Below are 14,096 nucleotides of genomic sequence, written 5' to 3' on the forward strand. Positions count from 1 at the left end.
TGCACGTGGGGTCATGCCGGATGCGCCCCTCGGCCCCCTCGGCCCCCTGGCCCCCTCGGGCCCCGACCCCGGCCCCGAAGAGAAACGAGACCACGTGCAGGCGAGCGATTTCGGCAAGTGGGTACGCCGGTTCGAGGACGAACGCGACCGAAGACGCGCCCAGGGCGATCCGGACTGGAACCGGGGCGCCACCCTGCACCCGGCGGTGTGGGCGAGCGTGCAGCGCTTCCAGGTGGGGGAGGACGGCGACGGCGCCAACCTGGTCGCGAAGGCGGACGAGGCCGGGGACGGCGACTACGCGCGGGCGGTGCGGCTGTTCGTCGCCGAGGAACAGAACCACGCTCGTCTGCTCGCCCGCCTCCTGGCCGCGGGCGGCACCCCGACGCTGACCGGCCACTGGAGCGACACGGTCTTCGTGCGGCTGCGGCGCCTGATGGGCCTGCGGCTGGAACTGCTGGTGCTGCTGATCGCGGAAGTGGTCGCGCTGCGCTACTACCGGGCCCTGCGCGACGGCACCACCGACGCACTCACCTCGGACGTGGCGGGCCGGATCCTGGCCGACGAGGAGCGCCACGTCCCCTTCCACTGCGAGCGCCTGCACGTCTCCCTCGTGTCGTTGCCGCGCCCCTTGCGCCGTCCGGTGATGCTGCTGTGGCGGCTTCTGCTGTCGGCGGTCTGCCTCGTCGTCGTCGCCGACCACGGCCGGGCCCTGCGCCGACTGGGCGTCGGCCGCCTGCGATTCCTGACCGACGTCGTCGGCTCGTCCGCCACGGTGACCCGGGCGGTACTGACCCCCCGCCCGGACACGGCCGGCAGCGCGGTCTGACACGGGGCGCCGCCCTGACCCGGCGACGGCCGGGACGTGCCCCAACGAGCCCTGACACGTGCCACACCGCGCCGGCACGGCACGCCGTCCTGGCGCGGATGCCACGCCGACAGGGACGCCGAAGTTCACCCGTCCGGTCGCCTCCCGCTGGTGACGTGATCCTTCCGCGCACACGGTGGACGCATCCGACCCGAGGGAGGACGACACCATGACGCAGCAGCCGACAACGCCCCAACACCTTCCCCCTGACGCCCATGCCGGCGCGAAGGGCGCCCCCAGCCCGTGGGCGGCCGGCGGCACGGTGTTCGCCGGAGTCGTACTCCTGGTGGACGGCCTGCTGAACATACTCAAGGGCATCTCCGCCGTCGCGTCCGACGACATCTACGCCCGCATCAACAACTACGTCTACCGGTTCAATCTGACCGGATGGGGCTGGGTCCTCGTGATCCTGGGCGCGATCGCCGTCATCACCGGCCTCGGCCTCCTCACGGACGCACTGTGGGCCCGCGTACTGGGCGTGTTCATGGCTTCCCTCAGCCTGGTCGCCAACTTTCTCTGGCTCCCCCACCTCCCCCTGTGGGCCATCATCTCCATCGCCCTGGACGTCTGGGTCATCTGGGCCCTGACCGCCCACCGCTCCTCACGCTCGGAGGCCTTGTGACTCCGGGCACCGCGCAGTCGTAGAGGCCACCTGTGCCGGACCGATGCCAGGGCGACGCGGGAGGCGTTCAGCGAGCGGACGGCGGGGTGTCCAGGGTCGCCTCACGGGTCGGCAGGTCCGTAGCGTGGCCGCATGCCGAAACCTCAGCGCATCGTCCACATCACCGAGCGCACCCTGTGGGAGGCCGCCCGTGAGTCCGGCACCTACGAGATGTCCACCCGTGGCCGCACACTCCAGCAGGAGGGGTTCGTCCACTTCTCCACCCGCGACCAACTCCCGCGCATCGCGGCCTTCCTCTACGGCGACTACGAGGGTCCCGACGAGTTGGTGGTGCTGGTCGTGGACCCGGCCCGGCTCGATGTCCCGCTGAAGTACGAGGCCATGCCCCCGGACGGCGAGGAGTTCCCGCACGTGTACGGGGCCGTGCCCGTCGAGGCGGTGGTGGCCGTCGAGTCCTGGGGGTGAGAAAACAGGGAGGGCGCCGTCGCTCGGGGAACGGGCCGGCGCGCCGGCCGACGTCCTCGACGACGAGCCGCTGGTCGTCATCGACCGTGGCGCACGCCGGGGTCACGCCCTCACGAGGGGTGCTGTCGGGGACAACGGCCAGTCGCACATCCTCTTGGCGGACCGGCTCGTAGGGGATCCCGGACGAGGCATGGTCGCCGGGGATCGCCCCGCACCCTCCTGGGTCGAGGCAGCGACCAGCGGCGACCCCCACCTCGGCCGCGACGACCCGGCGATCCGATGTTTCCGCCTCTTCGACGGCCGAGGAACCACATCAGCCCGGACGGCAGGCCGGCCGACATACAACCCCTCGACGGCATCCGTGTCCTCGTGCTGCACCCGCCGAACGGCACCTACGGCCTGGGCGATGGGCGCGTGTTCGAGCACATAACTCGACCCTCCGCCTCGACCGGATCGTGGAACCGGACGAGAAAGAGCGCTGGATCGCCCGGCTCGCTCCCGCCGTCGAGACGACCTGATGGCCGGCAGGAGACTGTCGTAGCCCCCGGCTCCGCACACCTCTGGCATGCGTCCGACAGCTCCGTCAGCGGCGGTAGCAGTACGAATCCGAGGAGGCGTCGCCGCCCTGCAAACGAATCTGGTGCACGCGCAGGCCGGCGAAGTCCGTGCCGTGCGGGAAGAAGCGGCGGTCGACCGAGAGCCCCCCGTGCGAGGTGTCCGCGTCGAGTTTGATCATCCACGGGTCGATGCCGGCGGGGTAGATCTGTTCGTCCCAGGCGGCGTACAGCGAGTTGGTCAGGTACACGCGCCGCCCGTCGCGGCTGAGCTCGACCATCTGCGATCCGCCCGTCAGCGGGACGTCCGGGTCCGCGGGGTGCGGCTGCCCGCCGACGATGCCGCCCAAGCGCACGGCCGCGGTCCGCCTCGGATGGAACGGGTCGCTCACGTCGTACTGGAGCAGGTCGCCGGTCCCCCACGCGGACACGTACAGCCACTGATCGTCCACGGACAGGTCGATGTCGGTGATCAACGGGGGCACGGCACCGAACGGCTGCAGCGCCTTAGGCAGGTCCTCCGTCCGCACGGGCTCGGCGGGGACGGTGATCACCTTGCGGACCACGAAGTCCTCGCCCTCCCGATTCCACAACCACACCGATGCGGACAGGTCCTCCACGTCGACCACGGTGCCGGCGAACCCCCACGTCGCCTCGGGGTCGTGCGCGGGGCGCAGTTCCAGCACCATCTGGTTCTCGTCCCCCAGATCGACGCGCTGCAGGTGCCGGCCGGAGTCGAGCTCCCAGAAGTGCAGGGAGTGGCCGTATCGGCGGCCCAGCAGCAGTTCGGGGACAAGGCCGTGCTCGATCATCGAAGGGGTGCCCCACTCACTCGTCACCGCGATGTTCTGGCGCAGATGCCACCACACGTCGTAGGCGAGCCACTGCGGCCCGCGGTCGCTCTCCCAGGCACGCAGGACGTCGAAGCTCTCGTGGTCCAGGAGCGCGACCCCGCCGGGCCCGTCCGCACCGTCCGCGCCGCCCAGGCACGACAGGAAGACCCCGTCGGGACCGCAGTGCAGTGTGTGCGGGCGTGAATACCCGGCCTTGGCGGCCAGCTCCTCGGGCGCGACCACCTTGACCAGGCGGGGACGGGAGGGATCAGGGGTGGTGTCGAACACGTGCAGCCGGGACGAGCGCAGCCCCGGGACGATGAGGTACCGGCGAGCAGCGTGGTGATGACCGGCGTGCGCCAGCGCGCTGGAGCAGGCGTTCCACCCGAAGTGGTGCAGCTCGTCCCCCAGGCCGGGCAGCTCGGCTTGCGAGATCACACGGCCGTACGCGGGGGACTCGGGATCGGTGCCGACGGTGAACAACGCGTCCGCGCGCTGTGCGGCCGGGTCGAATCCGACGACGTAGGCGAGCTGCTCCGGGGGTGCGGCCACGGCATCCGCGGGGGTGCGGTACAGGGTGGGGTCACTGTGGCCGTCGCGATCGTGAACGTGATCGGTGTTCCTCATGGCTGTTCCTTACTCCCGAACGGGAGCCTGGTACCGGATGGACTGCCGCCACAGAGGCGGGCTCATTCGATCGGGATCGACGTGCGGACGAGGAACGGACACGGCAGGTCGATATGCCGTAAATCGAGCGTTTCACAGCCCTGGACCGCTGCCAAGGCGGCAGCGCGGCTGATGGCCGTGACCGACACAGGGATCACCCGGGACACATACGCACGGTAGCGGCCCGGACCCGATCGTCGAACGCCCGCGGCGAGACGACCTCGTCCGACTGGACGTGACAACCCGCCCATGGCCCCCGGCTCGGAACTCCTGAGGCCGGCACAGGCGGCCGCATTCTGGACCTGAGGTGCGGCAGGGGCGGCAACGCTGCCCAGCACCTTCCCTGCGGGCTGTGGAGCAACTGGGAAGACTGGCCGGATGACCGGGCTGCCGTCGAACAGAACACGCGACTGGCTGCTGCCGACCTTCTGCACAGCCATCGCGAGCAGGCGCCTGAGCAGGCGCGGATGCTCGCACGCCACGCTGACCTTCTGATCCACCGCTCTGTGCAAAGCGACGGTTGGTGGTCATACCGGGCTCGATATTTGATCGTCTGCGGCTTGTGGTCAGCCGTAGGGTGCGGCAATGGACTGGAGCGCCTGGAATGACAGGTACGACGCAGCGCACTCGTGGACGGCACGGCGGCTGCGGACCGTTCAAGCACAGATCCGGGCTGCCCCGAACGCCGCCCCGGCGGGCTGCTGAAGGTGATCAGCCTGTGCGCCGGGGACGGCCGCGACCTCCTCCGCGTCCTGACGTGCGGTACACCCGTCAGCCGCGCCGGCTGCCGAGCCCCACGAACGCGGCAGGCCTCGCTGCAACCGCTCTAGAGTGCCGTCATGGGGAGCAGGCGCAGGGTCCGCCGCATGGTGGTGGGCGGCACGGTGTACGGGTGGTCCTTCGGGCACCGGCACGATCGGGCGCAGGGCTATGCCGGGTGCAGCAGCACGCTGACCCTGTGGCGTGCCGGGAACCGGGCCTGCCTACGTCTGCTGTTTCAGCCGGCATCCGACCGTGCCATCGCCGACGGCTACTTCGACGAGGGCGCGGTGGTGCGCCTCTCTGACCGGGAGTACCTGAATCTCCACGAGCCGGGCAGCGTGCGCGCGTTGCTCGACCAGGCCTTGGTCCGCGGGCTGTTTCCCACCACAGGGATCGTGGAGTTGGACGGTTGGCCCCTCTTCGACGCGGTGAGATCGCAAGGCCCGCCAGGCTGAGTCCACAGCACTGACGGTCGCACAGTGCCGTTGAGCAGGTCCGTTGCTACACCCACCTCGATGCCGTTGCCGGCGGTGTCACTGACGATCAGGTCCGGATCGCTGCTGCAGGCGCTCACCGGGCGACCATCACCCGAACTTCGTCCACTGCCCTTCGGAAACCACCTCGACGGAGCCGTCGACGACCTTGATGGCCGTCTGCTCGTCGATGGCGTAGGCCGGGACGCCGATGTCGACGGCCCATCGCTCCGCGTCGGCCAGGGTGTTCTGCGGGAAAGCGTTCAGGTGCGGGAAGATCGAGAAGTCGACGACTCCCAGGGTGCGGTCGTCCGGTGCGGAGGGCCACTCGACGAAATACGCTCCGATCCGGGGTGTCATCACCATGCTTCCGGCACTCACTCCCACCCAGACCGTGTCAGGGAGCGACGGCAGCAGATCGGCCAGCCCGGACTCCCGCATCCAGTGGCACAGATAGGTCGCGTCGCCGCCGTCGACCAGGAGCACGTCGGTCTCCCGGATCCAGGGGACGTATCGCTCGGCGCCGATGGTGGGCAGTGCGGTGAGTTCGAGGACACCGAGTGACGCCCAGCCCAGGCCCGACAGGTGCTGCCACGTGGGCTCGGCGGCCACGAGGCCCCGCACCGATGTCGGACCGCACATCGGGTGACCCCACTGCGCTGTCGGGACGCAGAGGGCATGGCACTGGGAGATCGGCTTGCCGAGAAGCTGCACGAGTGCCGACCGGATGCTCGGATTCGTGACGCCGCCTGACGTCAGCAAGAGCTTCAAGGAGCCTCCAAAGTCACGCGCGGAAGGTGGATGTACGTGAAGACTTGTGAACGTGCCTGAATTCATCGCGGTTCAGGCAACCGATTCACCGCGGCGTGCCTGACAGCCGGTCTGCTGGGGCTGCCCGCCGGCAGTTGCGGAGGCCGGGGAAGGTACCGGCATGGTTGAGCAGGTTCCTGCGTTGCCGCTGGGTGTGCTGACCGGCGAGGCGCAGGCCTTTGCGCTGGTCGGTGATGCTGAAGACACCGAGCGCCTCACGTTCGGTGGGGCGACGGTCGTCATCGGCCCGGCAGGAACGGTGATCGTCACTGAGGCGGGCTATCGGGGGCCGGACAAGAGCGGGGTGTGGAATGCGGAGGAGGTCCGTCTGTTCGGCCCTGCGCCGGCAACGGCCACAGAACGGCTCGCGGGCCGGACACCGGACACGGAATGGGGGAGCGAATGACAGGGTGTTGCCCGTGCACCCCATGGTTTGTATCGACGAGAGCCTGCTGTCCTTGGGCGTCGGCCAGATCGTGCGGGCCGGCACGACTCGGCGACCCGGCTGCGACGACTACGAACTCACCAGCTGCGTGGTGCGGCTTGAAGTGCCTCTGAGCAGGTCCTTGCGGACCACGGTTCCCCGTGAGTCCCCGTCCGTTCTGGCACGAGAGTGGCACGGCCACGCGACCGTGCCTTGGGCACCTTCGATGCGAACTATGGGCAGGACACGTGTGTGGCACACCCCGGCGGAATCGGTCCTAAGATCAGAGCCCACATGTTGAGATCAGGCGCGGCAGGGGCGGAATTGACTGATCACCGGCGGCAGACCATCAGCTTGGGAAGCTGCGAGCATTTGAGGCGGGTTCGTGCACTGACCCGGACGAACGGCTGTGATCCAGGTTCGCCGGGCCCGGTTGCTTTCACCGTGGTTCCCCGCTGTTCCCCGCTGGATCTGGTGCGGTTGTGGTGCGCTGGTATCCCAGCGCAATGGGTCGGGCCGCCTGGACTCTTAGTACTGTAATGGTGCTTACCGTGACCGATGGCCAGGTCAGGGGCTGTGTCCGCGTCGTTTGTAGTGGCCGCGGACCAACACGAATCAGGCTGCGAAAGCCGTTCTGTCCGTGGACTGGAGCACGGTGAAGGCCTTCGGCTGAGCCGGGCCCGCGCACCTTGCCGAGCCCGGCCTCCCGCTGCGGGGCGGCCGGGCTCGGCGAGTACAAACCCGCGCGATGACGTGATCCCAGGGGCAAGATATCTTCCTCTCGTGGCGCGTCGAGATCTTTCCGTGCCGCTTCAGGGAGGGAAGACATGCGCATATCACTGCTTCGGCGCCTGGCCGCGCTGGCCACGACATTGGGGCTCACCTCGCTTGGGCTGCTCGGCGCGGGCGCGGCACCCGCGCAGGCCGCGGTCAGCGACTGCCCGTCGGGCTATTTCTGTGCCTGGAAGAACTACGACCGCACAGGCACCATGTTCAAGACGAGCATCGACAGGGCGACGCTCGGGGATTGGGACAACTCGTTCAAGGCGGTCGTAAACCATTCGTCCAGGTACGTCTGCCTGCACGACGACCCGAACTACGGCAAGACCGGCTTCGTCCAGGTGTGGAGGCCCGACCTCGCTGGTACCGAGTGGGGCAACGGCGCCGACTACAAGGGGGACGGCTACGTCAGCTCGGTGCGGTTCGTCCGTACCGAGCGAGAGTGCAACTACGAAGCCTACCCACGGTGGTACTCGTGGGCCGCTCCCCAGGCGGCCGGCTTCGGTGACCTGAACGCCGACCGCCGAGCCGATGTCCTCGTCCGGGACAGGGCGGGCCGTCTGTGGTTCCTGCGCGGCGACAACACCGGGCAACTGGTCGGCACCGGCGGCTGGAACGCCATGAGCGCCCTCGTCCGGCACGGTGACTTCAGCCGTGACGGCCGCGAAGACGTGATCGCCCGCGAGGCGTCCACCGGGAAGCTGTGGCTGTACCCCGGCACGGGCACCGGCGGCCTCGGTGCACGCAAGCTCATCGGCACCGGCGGCTGGAACGCCATGGGCCGGCTGGTCGCGTTCGGGGACCTCTCCGGCGACGGCCGCGCGGACCTGCTGGCCGTCGAGAAGTCCACGGGAAAGCTGTGGCTGTACCCGGGCACCTCGACAGGCGGCCTGGGCTCGCGCAAGCTGGTGGGCACCGGCGGCTGGAACGGCATGAACGGCCTGGTCGGGGCGGGCGACATGAACGGTGACGGCCGTGCCGACCTGATCGGCCGCGAGGCCTCCACCGGGAAGCTGTGGCTCTACCCTGGCAAGGCCGGATATCTCGGGTCCCGCGTGCTGATCGGCACCGGCGGCTGGAACGTCATGGACAACCTCCTGGGCCTGGGCGACGTCAGCGGCGACGGCCTCCTCGACCTCGTGACCACCACGAAGAGCACCTACATCGGCGAAAGCTGCAGGGGTGTCGGCTGCATGCTCACCTATCGGGGTCGCGGAACCGGCGGGCTGTACCCGGGCGAAGAAGGAGCCGACGACTGGCACCTCCTCAACGGTGCCTTCTGAGTGGACGTCACGTCCGTTTCCGGTAGGAGCCTCGTCCGGGCTGGGTGAGGAAGCCTTGGCGGGCGAGGCGTTCGAGACGGCTGCGGGTGACGTTGACGATGCTCTCGTCGGTGGGCGTGCCGAGGAGCTCGTGCAGCTCACGGGCTTGGAACTCTTGGTCGGGGTGCTGGTTGAAGGTGTTCACGATGGCCTGGTAGGCGGTGTTCGTCTCGGGCGGTGCGGGTTGGCCTGAACCCGGTGCGAGTTCGGCGATGACCCTTTGGGTGGTGGCCAGGTCCGCGAGTCGCGCTTCGGTCTCGGCCAGGGCGGCGGCCAAGTGCTGGATCCGGTCGCGCAGTTCACCGGCGGGGGCTGTGGTCTCGTCGTGACAACCCGTGTCGGATCAAGGGCGCGGGAAAGGAGAGGGCGGCTGAGCGGCGCATCGCGATCGTCGCCCAGGGCGACGCGTTGGCCGACGCCGTGGGGATGCGGTGGCGGCTCATGGTCTACCTCGGCGCGTAGGGTCCGATGCGTCCGGAGGAACTGGCCGGCCTCCGTCGTCGGGATGTCGACCTCGACAACCTGCGCATCCGCGTCCGTCTTGCCGAGCCGGAACGGATGAACGGGCGGCGAGTCCAGGGCGACACCAAAACCGAGGCAGGTACCCGGACTGTGATTCTTCCCGCGTTCCTCCGCCGGGAGCTCCGCTGGCACCTGGAGAGCTACGCCGAGCCGGGGCCGGACGGGCTGATCTTCGTCGGCGAGAAGGGGGCTCCGTTTCGGCGCAGCACCTTCGGGCGGAAGTGGCGAAGGGCGCGGGAGGTCGTCGGTATGCCCGAGGGCTTCCGGTTCTACGACCTCCGCCACACGGGGCACACGCTGTCCACGCCGTCCGGTGCCACTCTCAAGGACACGATGATGCGCGCCGGGCAGTCCTCCGAGAAAGCCGCGCTGATCTACCAGCACTCCGACGAGGCCCGGGTTTCTGACCTGGGCCTTCTTCCTGGAGCGGGTGACGAGAATCGAACTCGCGCTCGCAGCTTGGGAAGCTTGGGTTCTCGGTGGGAGGTTGCCTGGCTGAACTGCGGCGGAGCGTGCGCGGGGCCTGGCTGACGGGCGGCCTGGTCCCCATCATTCCCCGTGGTTCCCCACACGATCCGGCACTTGTCTGGCACGGCCGTTTTGCTGGGCGCAGCCTGACCCACCGGCGAGCCCTACCACCGTTGTTGGTCGGCGTCGGCTGACCTCGTGCGCCCAGGGACGGTCCAGCGCTCATACGGCGACGGCTTCTGGCCGGGGGCGCATAGCTGGTGGTGCCCCGGCGTATGCCACGCTCTCTGAGGTCGGCCTAGACTGCCGAGCAGACTGGGGAGAGCCGGGATATGGGCGAGAGCCTGCGCAAGATCACGCTATGGGGGCGGGCCCTGCAAGGCTGGTGGTCTGACCGTCTGGGCAAGGAGATCCTCTCCATATGGGCTGCAGGCATGATTCTGGGCGTTCCTGACTGGGTCTTCATCGAGATCTTCTGGCACCCGGACTCGATCCTCGGCGACGGTGGACTTGCCGCGCTGGGACTGCTCATCATCCTGGCCGTCGGAACGCTCTTCGCGTGGACGGGCGTCATGATCGTCCGCGAGACGATTGCCGATTCCCGCGTGACCACAGGACGGACCCACCGCTCGTGGCTCACGATTCAGGTCCTTACGGCCGGGACGGCCGGGTGGGTCGCCCTGCGGGCGATATTGGTCTTCGGTAATCACGTGTCGCCGACCGTAGGGCTGATCTCGGCGATTCCGCTGGCGGCTCCGTACCCACTCGCGTTCCTGGCACGGGTCATGCGCGAGGACGTCCGGTGGCGCGTGGTACGTGCTGTGGTTCCCATGCCGATTGTCCTGATGGTGCTGCTCCGGTTCATGTGACTGGGCCGGTAGCGCCGAACCGTTGCGTGGCCCCCAAACCATGATCGGTTGGGGGCGTTTTCGCTGGTGTGGCTGACAGGGATTTGAACCTGTGGCCTCATCCTTATCAGGTCGATCACGGGGAGTCGTCGACGTCGGTCAACCGGCCGGTGTTCTCGGCTGATCGTTCGCTGAGCTTCGGCGCTGACCGCTGCTGTCCGCTCCTGTTGGTGTCAGCTGCAGGACGCGGCCTTGACAAGTGCGCTCACTCTGGCAACTCCGTGTGGAAGATCGCGTCAACGCCTACGGCTCGATCAATGATTCATGGTGCCGCCCAGGAGGAGAAGCAGCGGGAGCAGGAGGCTCAGGACGCCCATGAGGGCGAGTGCTACGACGGTGATCAACAGGAGGATCACCATGAGTGTCCACCCAAAACGGCTACTGGCCTCCTGAAGCCTGCTCTGTACCGAGTCTTTGTCAGTCACTGAACCCCCTGCCAGGACTCTACAGAGCGGTCGGCGTAGCGACTTTGGCCGGGAGTTTCAATGACCGAGTCAAGGGCGCATGCGGCACTCGATCAGTTCTTCTGGAAGTGATGGGGCTCCTAGCTGACCTGAGGTTCTCCGTTTGATCAACGTTCTGATCTGCTGTCGAGCTGTTGACGGTTGTCAACGTTGGTCATCGTTGATCGCCCTTCCGCGGCCCCAAGACGGCCCAAAGGGATGTCGGCACCGCCTGCGATGATGACTGAGTCACCCCGGTGGGAGGGATCATGGGCATCGGCTACAAGACATCGTGGCTCGCTGTGCAGGATGCCGTGCCGGAGGAGGTCGCCGACGCCCTTGGCCTGCGACACCGACGGATCGTGGACTGGACAGGCGGCACCAGCGCTGCCTACCGGCAGGGCGTGTTCGTCGCCCGGCCGGCCGTGTCCTGGACCCTGGCCCACGGCCGCATCCACATGCCTGGGGCCTTCGAGGCATCAGACCCGCGTTTCCCCGACTGGATCCGCCAACTGAGCGCGAAACTCGGCGAGGTCCAGCTCTTCACGACCGACCGGATCGGTGACCACCACGGCTGGGCCCGCGCTACCAACGGCAAGCTCACTCGCGCCTACTACTACGGTGACGCCGCCGTCCCCCTGCACATCGGCGATCCCACGGATATCGAAGGCGAACTCGGCGTGGGGTACCGCCGGCTTGAAGAGGGATGGCAGAGCTGGCAGGAACCCGAATGGGACGCCTGGTTGGCCGCCATGCCCCGAGAAGACCATGTAATGCAAATCGCCCGGAACTGGAGCATCTGCCCCCTCGACATCCCGGACAGCGCCGTCAACGCCCCAGGGATCTACGGCTTCCCGATCGGCGTCGAGCCTTGCTACGAACCCTGACCTTAGATCGAAAACTGGGTACTCACTTCGTTGTCGTCATGGCGCGCAACCTGGCGGGCGGAGCCGACCGCCCCAGCCACGACGTGCTCTGACCTCATGCTCCGTGTGCGTGCCTCTTGGGCGGGAGCGGGCGGCCGGCGGCGCCGAGCGGGACGGAGGCATGAGCGTGGGCGCGGCCGATTGCCCGCGCCCGCCCGGAGGAGCGAAGCGACGACGGGTGCTTGCTGCGTCCGGTGCCAGTCTCCGTGAACTGATGACCAGGATGGGTCACAGCACCCCCCGCGCCGCGCTGATCTATCAGCACATGGGCAACGGCCGTGATCGCGAGATCGCCGATCGACTCGGCTCGATGATCCGCAAGGAACGGGGCGATGCGGACTCTTAGCGGACTTTGTGGCACGGGAGTGGCACGGCCGTGATCACAGCGAAGGGCCAGTTCGAGAGGATCAAGCCTCTGAACTGGCCCTTCATCGTGTGCCCCCGGCAGGATTCGAACCTGCGACACCCGCTTTAGGAGAGCGGTGCTCTATCCCCTGAGCTACGAAGGCGGGGATCTCCGTGAGATCCGCGACTAGCGTAGCGGATGAGGGGTCCGGCGGGGGAAGGTCCCCGTTCGGGGCTGGTCAGGTCGGGGGTACGCGGGTGAAGCGGGAGGCCGTGTGGAGGTCTGCTTCTATGCGGGCGGCCGTTTCGCGCAGGGGTGGGAGGAGGAGGTCGACGCACTCCTCGGGGGTGTGGCGGGCGGCGTGGGTGGCGATGTCGGCCGCGGCGACCGTGTGGCCCGTGCGGTCGCGGATCGGGACGGCGATCGCGCGCAGGCCCGCTTCCAGTTCGGCGTCGACCAGGGAGTAGGGGCGGGGTGACGCGTCGCCCGGTGTGTCCGGTGCGTTGGTCAGCAAGGCCCGGCCCAGGGCCGTGGCGTGGGCCGGGAGGCGGGTGCCGACCGTGATGTCCACGCTCATGATGCGGGTCGCGGCGGCTCGGGCCGTGTACTGGATCTCCTCGGCGGAGGGGGTCAGGACCGCGAGGGACGCCGACTCCTGGACCTCGGCCGCCAGGTCCTCCAGGTGGGGCTGGGCGATGCGGGCGAGCGAGGTGCGGGACAGGGGCGGGAAGCCCAGGGAGAGGACCCGGGGGGTGAGGGTGAAGGTGTGGGTGTCCGGTGCGTGCCTCACCAGGCCCAGGTGCTCGTAGGTGATCAGCGCTCTGCGTGCCGTGGCCCTCGCCAGGCCCGTCGCCTTCGCCGCCTCCGTCAGGGTCAGCGCCGGTCTGTCCTCGCCGAAGGCGGTCAGGACCGTCAGGCCGCGGGCCAGAGATTCCACGAACTCCCGGCCCAGTTCCTGTTTCGACGCCGCCGTCCAGGTCGCCAGGTCCGAGGGGATCGGCGTGGGCCGCGGAGGCGGCGGTTGCCGGAGGTCGTGCTCCATCGCCGCCACCGTCTCCCGCAGGCGCGGCAGCAGGGTCGTACGCAGGTCGTCCGCCGAGTGGCGGCTGGTGTGGCTCACCACGCTCGCCACGCACGCGATCCGGCCCGTCGCCGGGTCCCGCACCGGCACCGAGACCGCCACCAGGCCCGGCTCGATCAACTGGTCGTCCAGCGACCAGCCCTCGCGCGCCGCTCGCGCGGTGCGCTCGGCGAAGTCGTCCGGCGCCGTGTGCCGCCTCGGCGGGATCGCCGGGAAGCCTGTGTCCTGCGGGTCCCTCGCGCGGCGCTCCCGCCAGTTCCGCCACTCCTGCCGTGTCCACTCGGTCGCGAACAGCGGGCCGGGAGCCGTGCGTTCGGCCGGCAGCAGGTCCCCGATGCGGAAGCTCAGGGACATCGCGCGGCGCCTGGTCGCCTGGTGGATGAATCGGATGCCGTCCCGGTCGCCGACCGCCAGTGACACCGACTCGTCCAGTTCGTCGGCGAGGGCGTCGGCGCGCGCGTCGAGCAGCGCGGGCAGGCGGAGGGCGGCCAGGTAGGCGTTGCCCAGTTCCATCAGGCGCGGGGTGAGGACGACGTCCCTGCCGTCACGGCCCTCCAGGCGTACGTATCCCATGCGGGCGAGCGTCGCCGTGATGCGGTCCACCGTGGAACGGGCCAGGCCCGTGGCGCGTTCCAGGCCGCTCGGGCTCAGCGTCCCGCCGGCCTCCGTCAGCCGCCGGAGCACAGCGACTCCCCGGATCAGCGGCGTGACCGCCTCGGCGGGGGCGTCCCCGGCAGGCTCCGGCACTGCGGTCCGCTGGGGGTCTGGCGTCGTGTGCGGGGGTGCGGGCATCGGTTCGGTCGGTTCTCCGGGACGGCGGTGCCGA

13 protein-coding genes, 1 tRNA gene and 2 pseudogenes are annotated in these 14,096 nt (G+C 69.0%); 10 read left to right on the forward strand and 6 right to left on the reverse strand.

Annotated features, from left to right (window positions below):
- Positions 1-13: 13 nt before the first annotated feature.
- The 3 genes from ACWDUZ_RS05575 to ACWDUZ_RS05585 all read left to right on the forward strand — a co-directional run bounded on the left by ACWDUZ_RS05575 (position 14) and on the right by ACWDUZ_RS05585 (position 1,952).
- Positions 14-826, forward strand: a complete 813-nt coding sequence (locus ACWDUZ_RS05575; protein WP_451630498.1) for a ferritin-like domain-containing protein — start codon at positions 14-16, stop codon at positions 824-826.
- Between the two features lie 208 nt (positions 827-1,034).
- Positions 1,035-1,487 (forward strand): DUF7144 family membrane protein, encoded by a 453-nt coding sequence (locus tag ACWDUZ_RS05580; protein WP_451630499.1) that lies wholly within the window; start codon positions 1,035-1,037, stop codon positions 1,485-1,487.
- 132 nt (positions 1,488-1,619) lie between these two features.
- On the forward strand, positions 1,620-1,952 hold the full coding sequence (locus ACWDUZ_RS05585) for a DUF952 domain-containing protein (protein ID WP_451630500.1): 333 nt from the start codon (positions 1,620-1,622) through the stop codon (positions 1,950-1,952).
- Between the two features lie 583 nt (positions 1,953-2,535).
- Here ACWDUZ_RS05585 and ACWDUZ_RS05590 read toward each other — a convergent pair.
- Entirely contained in the window at positions 2,536-3,966 is a 1,431-nt protein-coding gene (locus ACWDUZ_RS05590) for a selenium-binding protein SBP56-related protein (RefSeq protein WP_451630501.1), read from the reverse strand.
- Positions 3,967-4,028: 62 nt separating this feature from the next.
- Positions 4,029-4,505, reverse strand: coding sequence for a hypothetical protein (locus ACWDUZ_RS05595; RefSeq protein WP_451630502.1), 477 nt, complete (start codon positions 4,503-4,505; stop codon positions 4,029-4,031).
- Positions 4,506-4,871: 366 nt separating this feature from the next.
- Here ACWDUZ_RS05595 and ACWDUZ_RS05600 point away from each other — a divergent pair, with 366 nt between their 5' ends.
- Positions 4,872-5,222, forward strand: a complete 351-nt coding sequence (locus ACWDUZ_RS05600) for a hypothetical protein (protein WP_451630503.1) — start codon at positions 4,872-4,874, stop codon at positions 5,220-5,222.
- A gap of 129 nt (positions 5,223-5,351) precedes the next feature.
- Here ACWDUZ_RS05600 and ACWDUZ_RS05605 read toward each other — a convergent pair whose 3' ends face one another.
- Positions 5,352-6,011: a Type 1 glutamine amidotransferase-like domain-containing protein gene (locus ACWDUZ_RS05605; protein WP_451630504.1), complete on the reverse strand. Its 660-nt coding sequence runs from the start codon at positions 6,009-6,011 to the stop codon at positions 5,352-5,354.
- Positions 6,012-6,171: 160 nt separating this feature from the next.
- Here ACWDUZ_RS05605 and ACWDUZ_RS05610 point away from each other — a divergent pair, with 160 nt between their 5' ends.
- Both ACWDUZ_RS05610 and ACWDUZ_RS05615 read left to right on the forward strand, forming a co-directional pair.
- Positions 6,172-6,456, forward strand: coding sequence for a hypothetical protein (locus ACWDUZ_RS05610; protein ID WP_451630505.1), 285 nt, complete (start codon positions 6,172-6,174; stop codon positions 6,454-6,456).
- Positions 6,457-7,301: 845 nt separating this feature from the next.
- On the forward strand, positions 7,302-8,537 hold the full coding sequence (locus tag ACWDUZ_RS05615) for an FG-GAP-like repeat-containing protein (RefSeq protein ID WP_451630506.1): 1,236 nt from the start codon (positions 7,302-7,304) through the stop codon (positions 8,535-8,537).
- A 7-nt stretch (positions 8,538-8,544) separates the two neighbouring features.
- Here ACWDUZ_RS05615 and ACWDUZ_RS05620 read toward each other — a convergent pair whose 3' ends face one another.
- Positions 8,545-8,853, reverse strand: a complete 309-nt coding sequence (locus ACWDUZ_RS05620) for a hypothetical protein (RefSeq protein WP_451630507.1) — start codon at positions 8,851-8,853, stop codon at positions 8,545-8,547.
- 47 nt (positions 8,854-8,900) lie between these two features.
- Between ACWDUZ_RS05620 and ACWDUZ_RS05625 the strand changes: the two are divergent.
- From ACWDUZ_RS05625 to ACWDUZ_RS05640, 4 genes and pseudogenes are all read left to right on the forward strand, one after another.
- Positions 8,901-9,629, forward strand: a pseudogene (locus ACWDUZ_RS05625) (tyrosine-type recombinase/integrase); the annotation flags it as partial.
- A 269-nt stretch (positions 9,630-9,898) separates the two neighbouring features.
- Positions 9,899-10,435, forward strand: coding sequence for a hypothetical protein (locus ACWDUZ_RS05630; RefSeq protein ID WP_451630508.1), 537 nt, complete (start codon positions 9,899-9,901; stop codon positions 10,433-10,435).
- A 751-nt stretch (positions 10,436-11,186) separates the two neighbouring features.
- Positions 11,187-11,804: a hypothetical protein gene (locus ACWDUZ_RS05635; RefSeq protein ID WP_451630509.1), complete on the forward strand. Its 618-nt coding sequence runs from the start codon at positions 11,187-11,189 to the stop codon at positions 11,802-11,804.
- A 223-nt stretch (positions 11,805-12,027) separates the two neighbouring features.
- Positions 12,028-12,189, forward strand: a pseudogene (locus ACWDUZ_RS05640) (tyrosine-type recombinase/integrase); the annotation flags it as partial.
- Positions 12,190-12,279: 90 nt separating this feature from the next.
- Here the strand turns inward: ACWDUZ_RS05640 and ACWDUZ_RS05645 are convergent.
- Both ACWDUZ_RS05645 and ACWDUZ_RS05650 read right to left on the reverse strand, forming a co-directional pair.
- Positions 12,280-12,352 (reverse strand) — tRNA-Arg (locus tag ACWDUZ_RS05645).
- Between the two features lie 75 nt (positions 12,353-12,427).
- Complete coding sequence (locus ACWDUZ_RS05650) at positions 12,428-14,062, reverse strand: IclR family transcriptional regulator domain-containing protein (RefSeq protein WP_451630510.1); 1,635 nt, start codon at positions 14,060-14,062, stop codon at positions 12,428-12,430.
- Positions 14,063-14,096 lie beyond the last annotated feature (34 nt).

This window comes from Streptomyces sp. NPDC003393 (genome assembly GCF_053589015.1).

Excerpts from the sequence above, each read along its gene's own strand:
- ACWDUZ_RS05590 (WP_451630501.1), bottom strand. The coding sequence starts at position 3,966 with ATGAGGAACACCGATCACGTTCACGATCGCGACGGCCACAGTGACCCC.
- ACWDUZ_RS05585 (WP_451630500.1), top strand. The coding sequence starts at position 1,620 with ATGCCGAAACCTCAGCGCATCGTCCACATCACCGAGCGCACCCTGTGG.
- ACWDUZ_RS05575 (WP_451630498.1), top strand. The coding sequence starts at position 14 with ATGCCGGATGCGCCCCTCGGCCCCCTCGGCCCCCTGGCCCCCTCGGGC.
- ACWDUZ_RS05635 (WP_451630509.1), top strand. The coding sequence starts at position 11,187 with ATGGGCATCGGCTACAAGACATCGTGGCTCGCTGTGCAGGATGCCGTG.
- ACWDUZ_RS05610 (WP_451630505.1), top strand. The coding sequence starts at position 6,172 with ATGGTTGAGCAGGTTCCTGCGTTGCCGCTGGGTGTGCTGACCGGCGAG.
- ACWDUZ_RS05630 (WP_451630508.1), top strand. The coding sequence starts at position 9,899 with ATGGGCGAGAGCCTGCGCAAGATCACGCTATGGGGGCGGGCCCTGCAA.
- ACWDUZ_RS05580 (WP_451630499.1), top strand. The coding sequence starts at position 1,035 with ATGACGCAGCAGCCGACAACGCCCCAACACCTTCCCCCTGACGCCCAT.
- ACWDUZ_RS05600 (WP_451630503.1), top strand. The coding sequence starts at position 4,872 with ATGGTGGTGGGCGGCACGGTGTACGGGTGGTCCTTCGGGCACCGGCAC.
- ACWDUZ_RS05650 (WP_451630510.1), bottom strand. The coding sequence starts at position 14,062 with ATGCCCGCACCCCCGCACACGACGCCAGACCCCCAGCGGACCGCAGTG.
- ACWDUZ_RS05615 (WP_451630506.1), top strand. The coding sequence starts at position 7,302 with ATGCGCATATCACTGCTTCGGCGCCTGGCCGCGCTGGCCACGACATTG.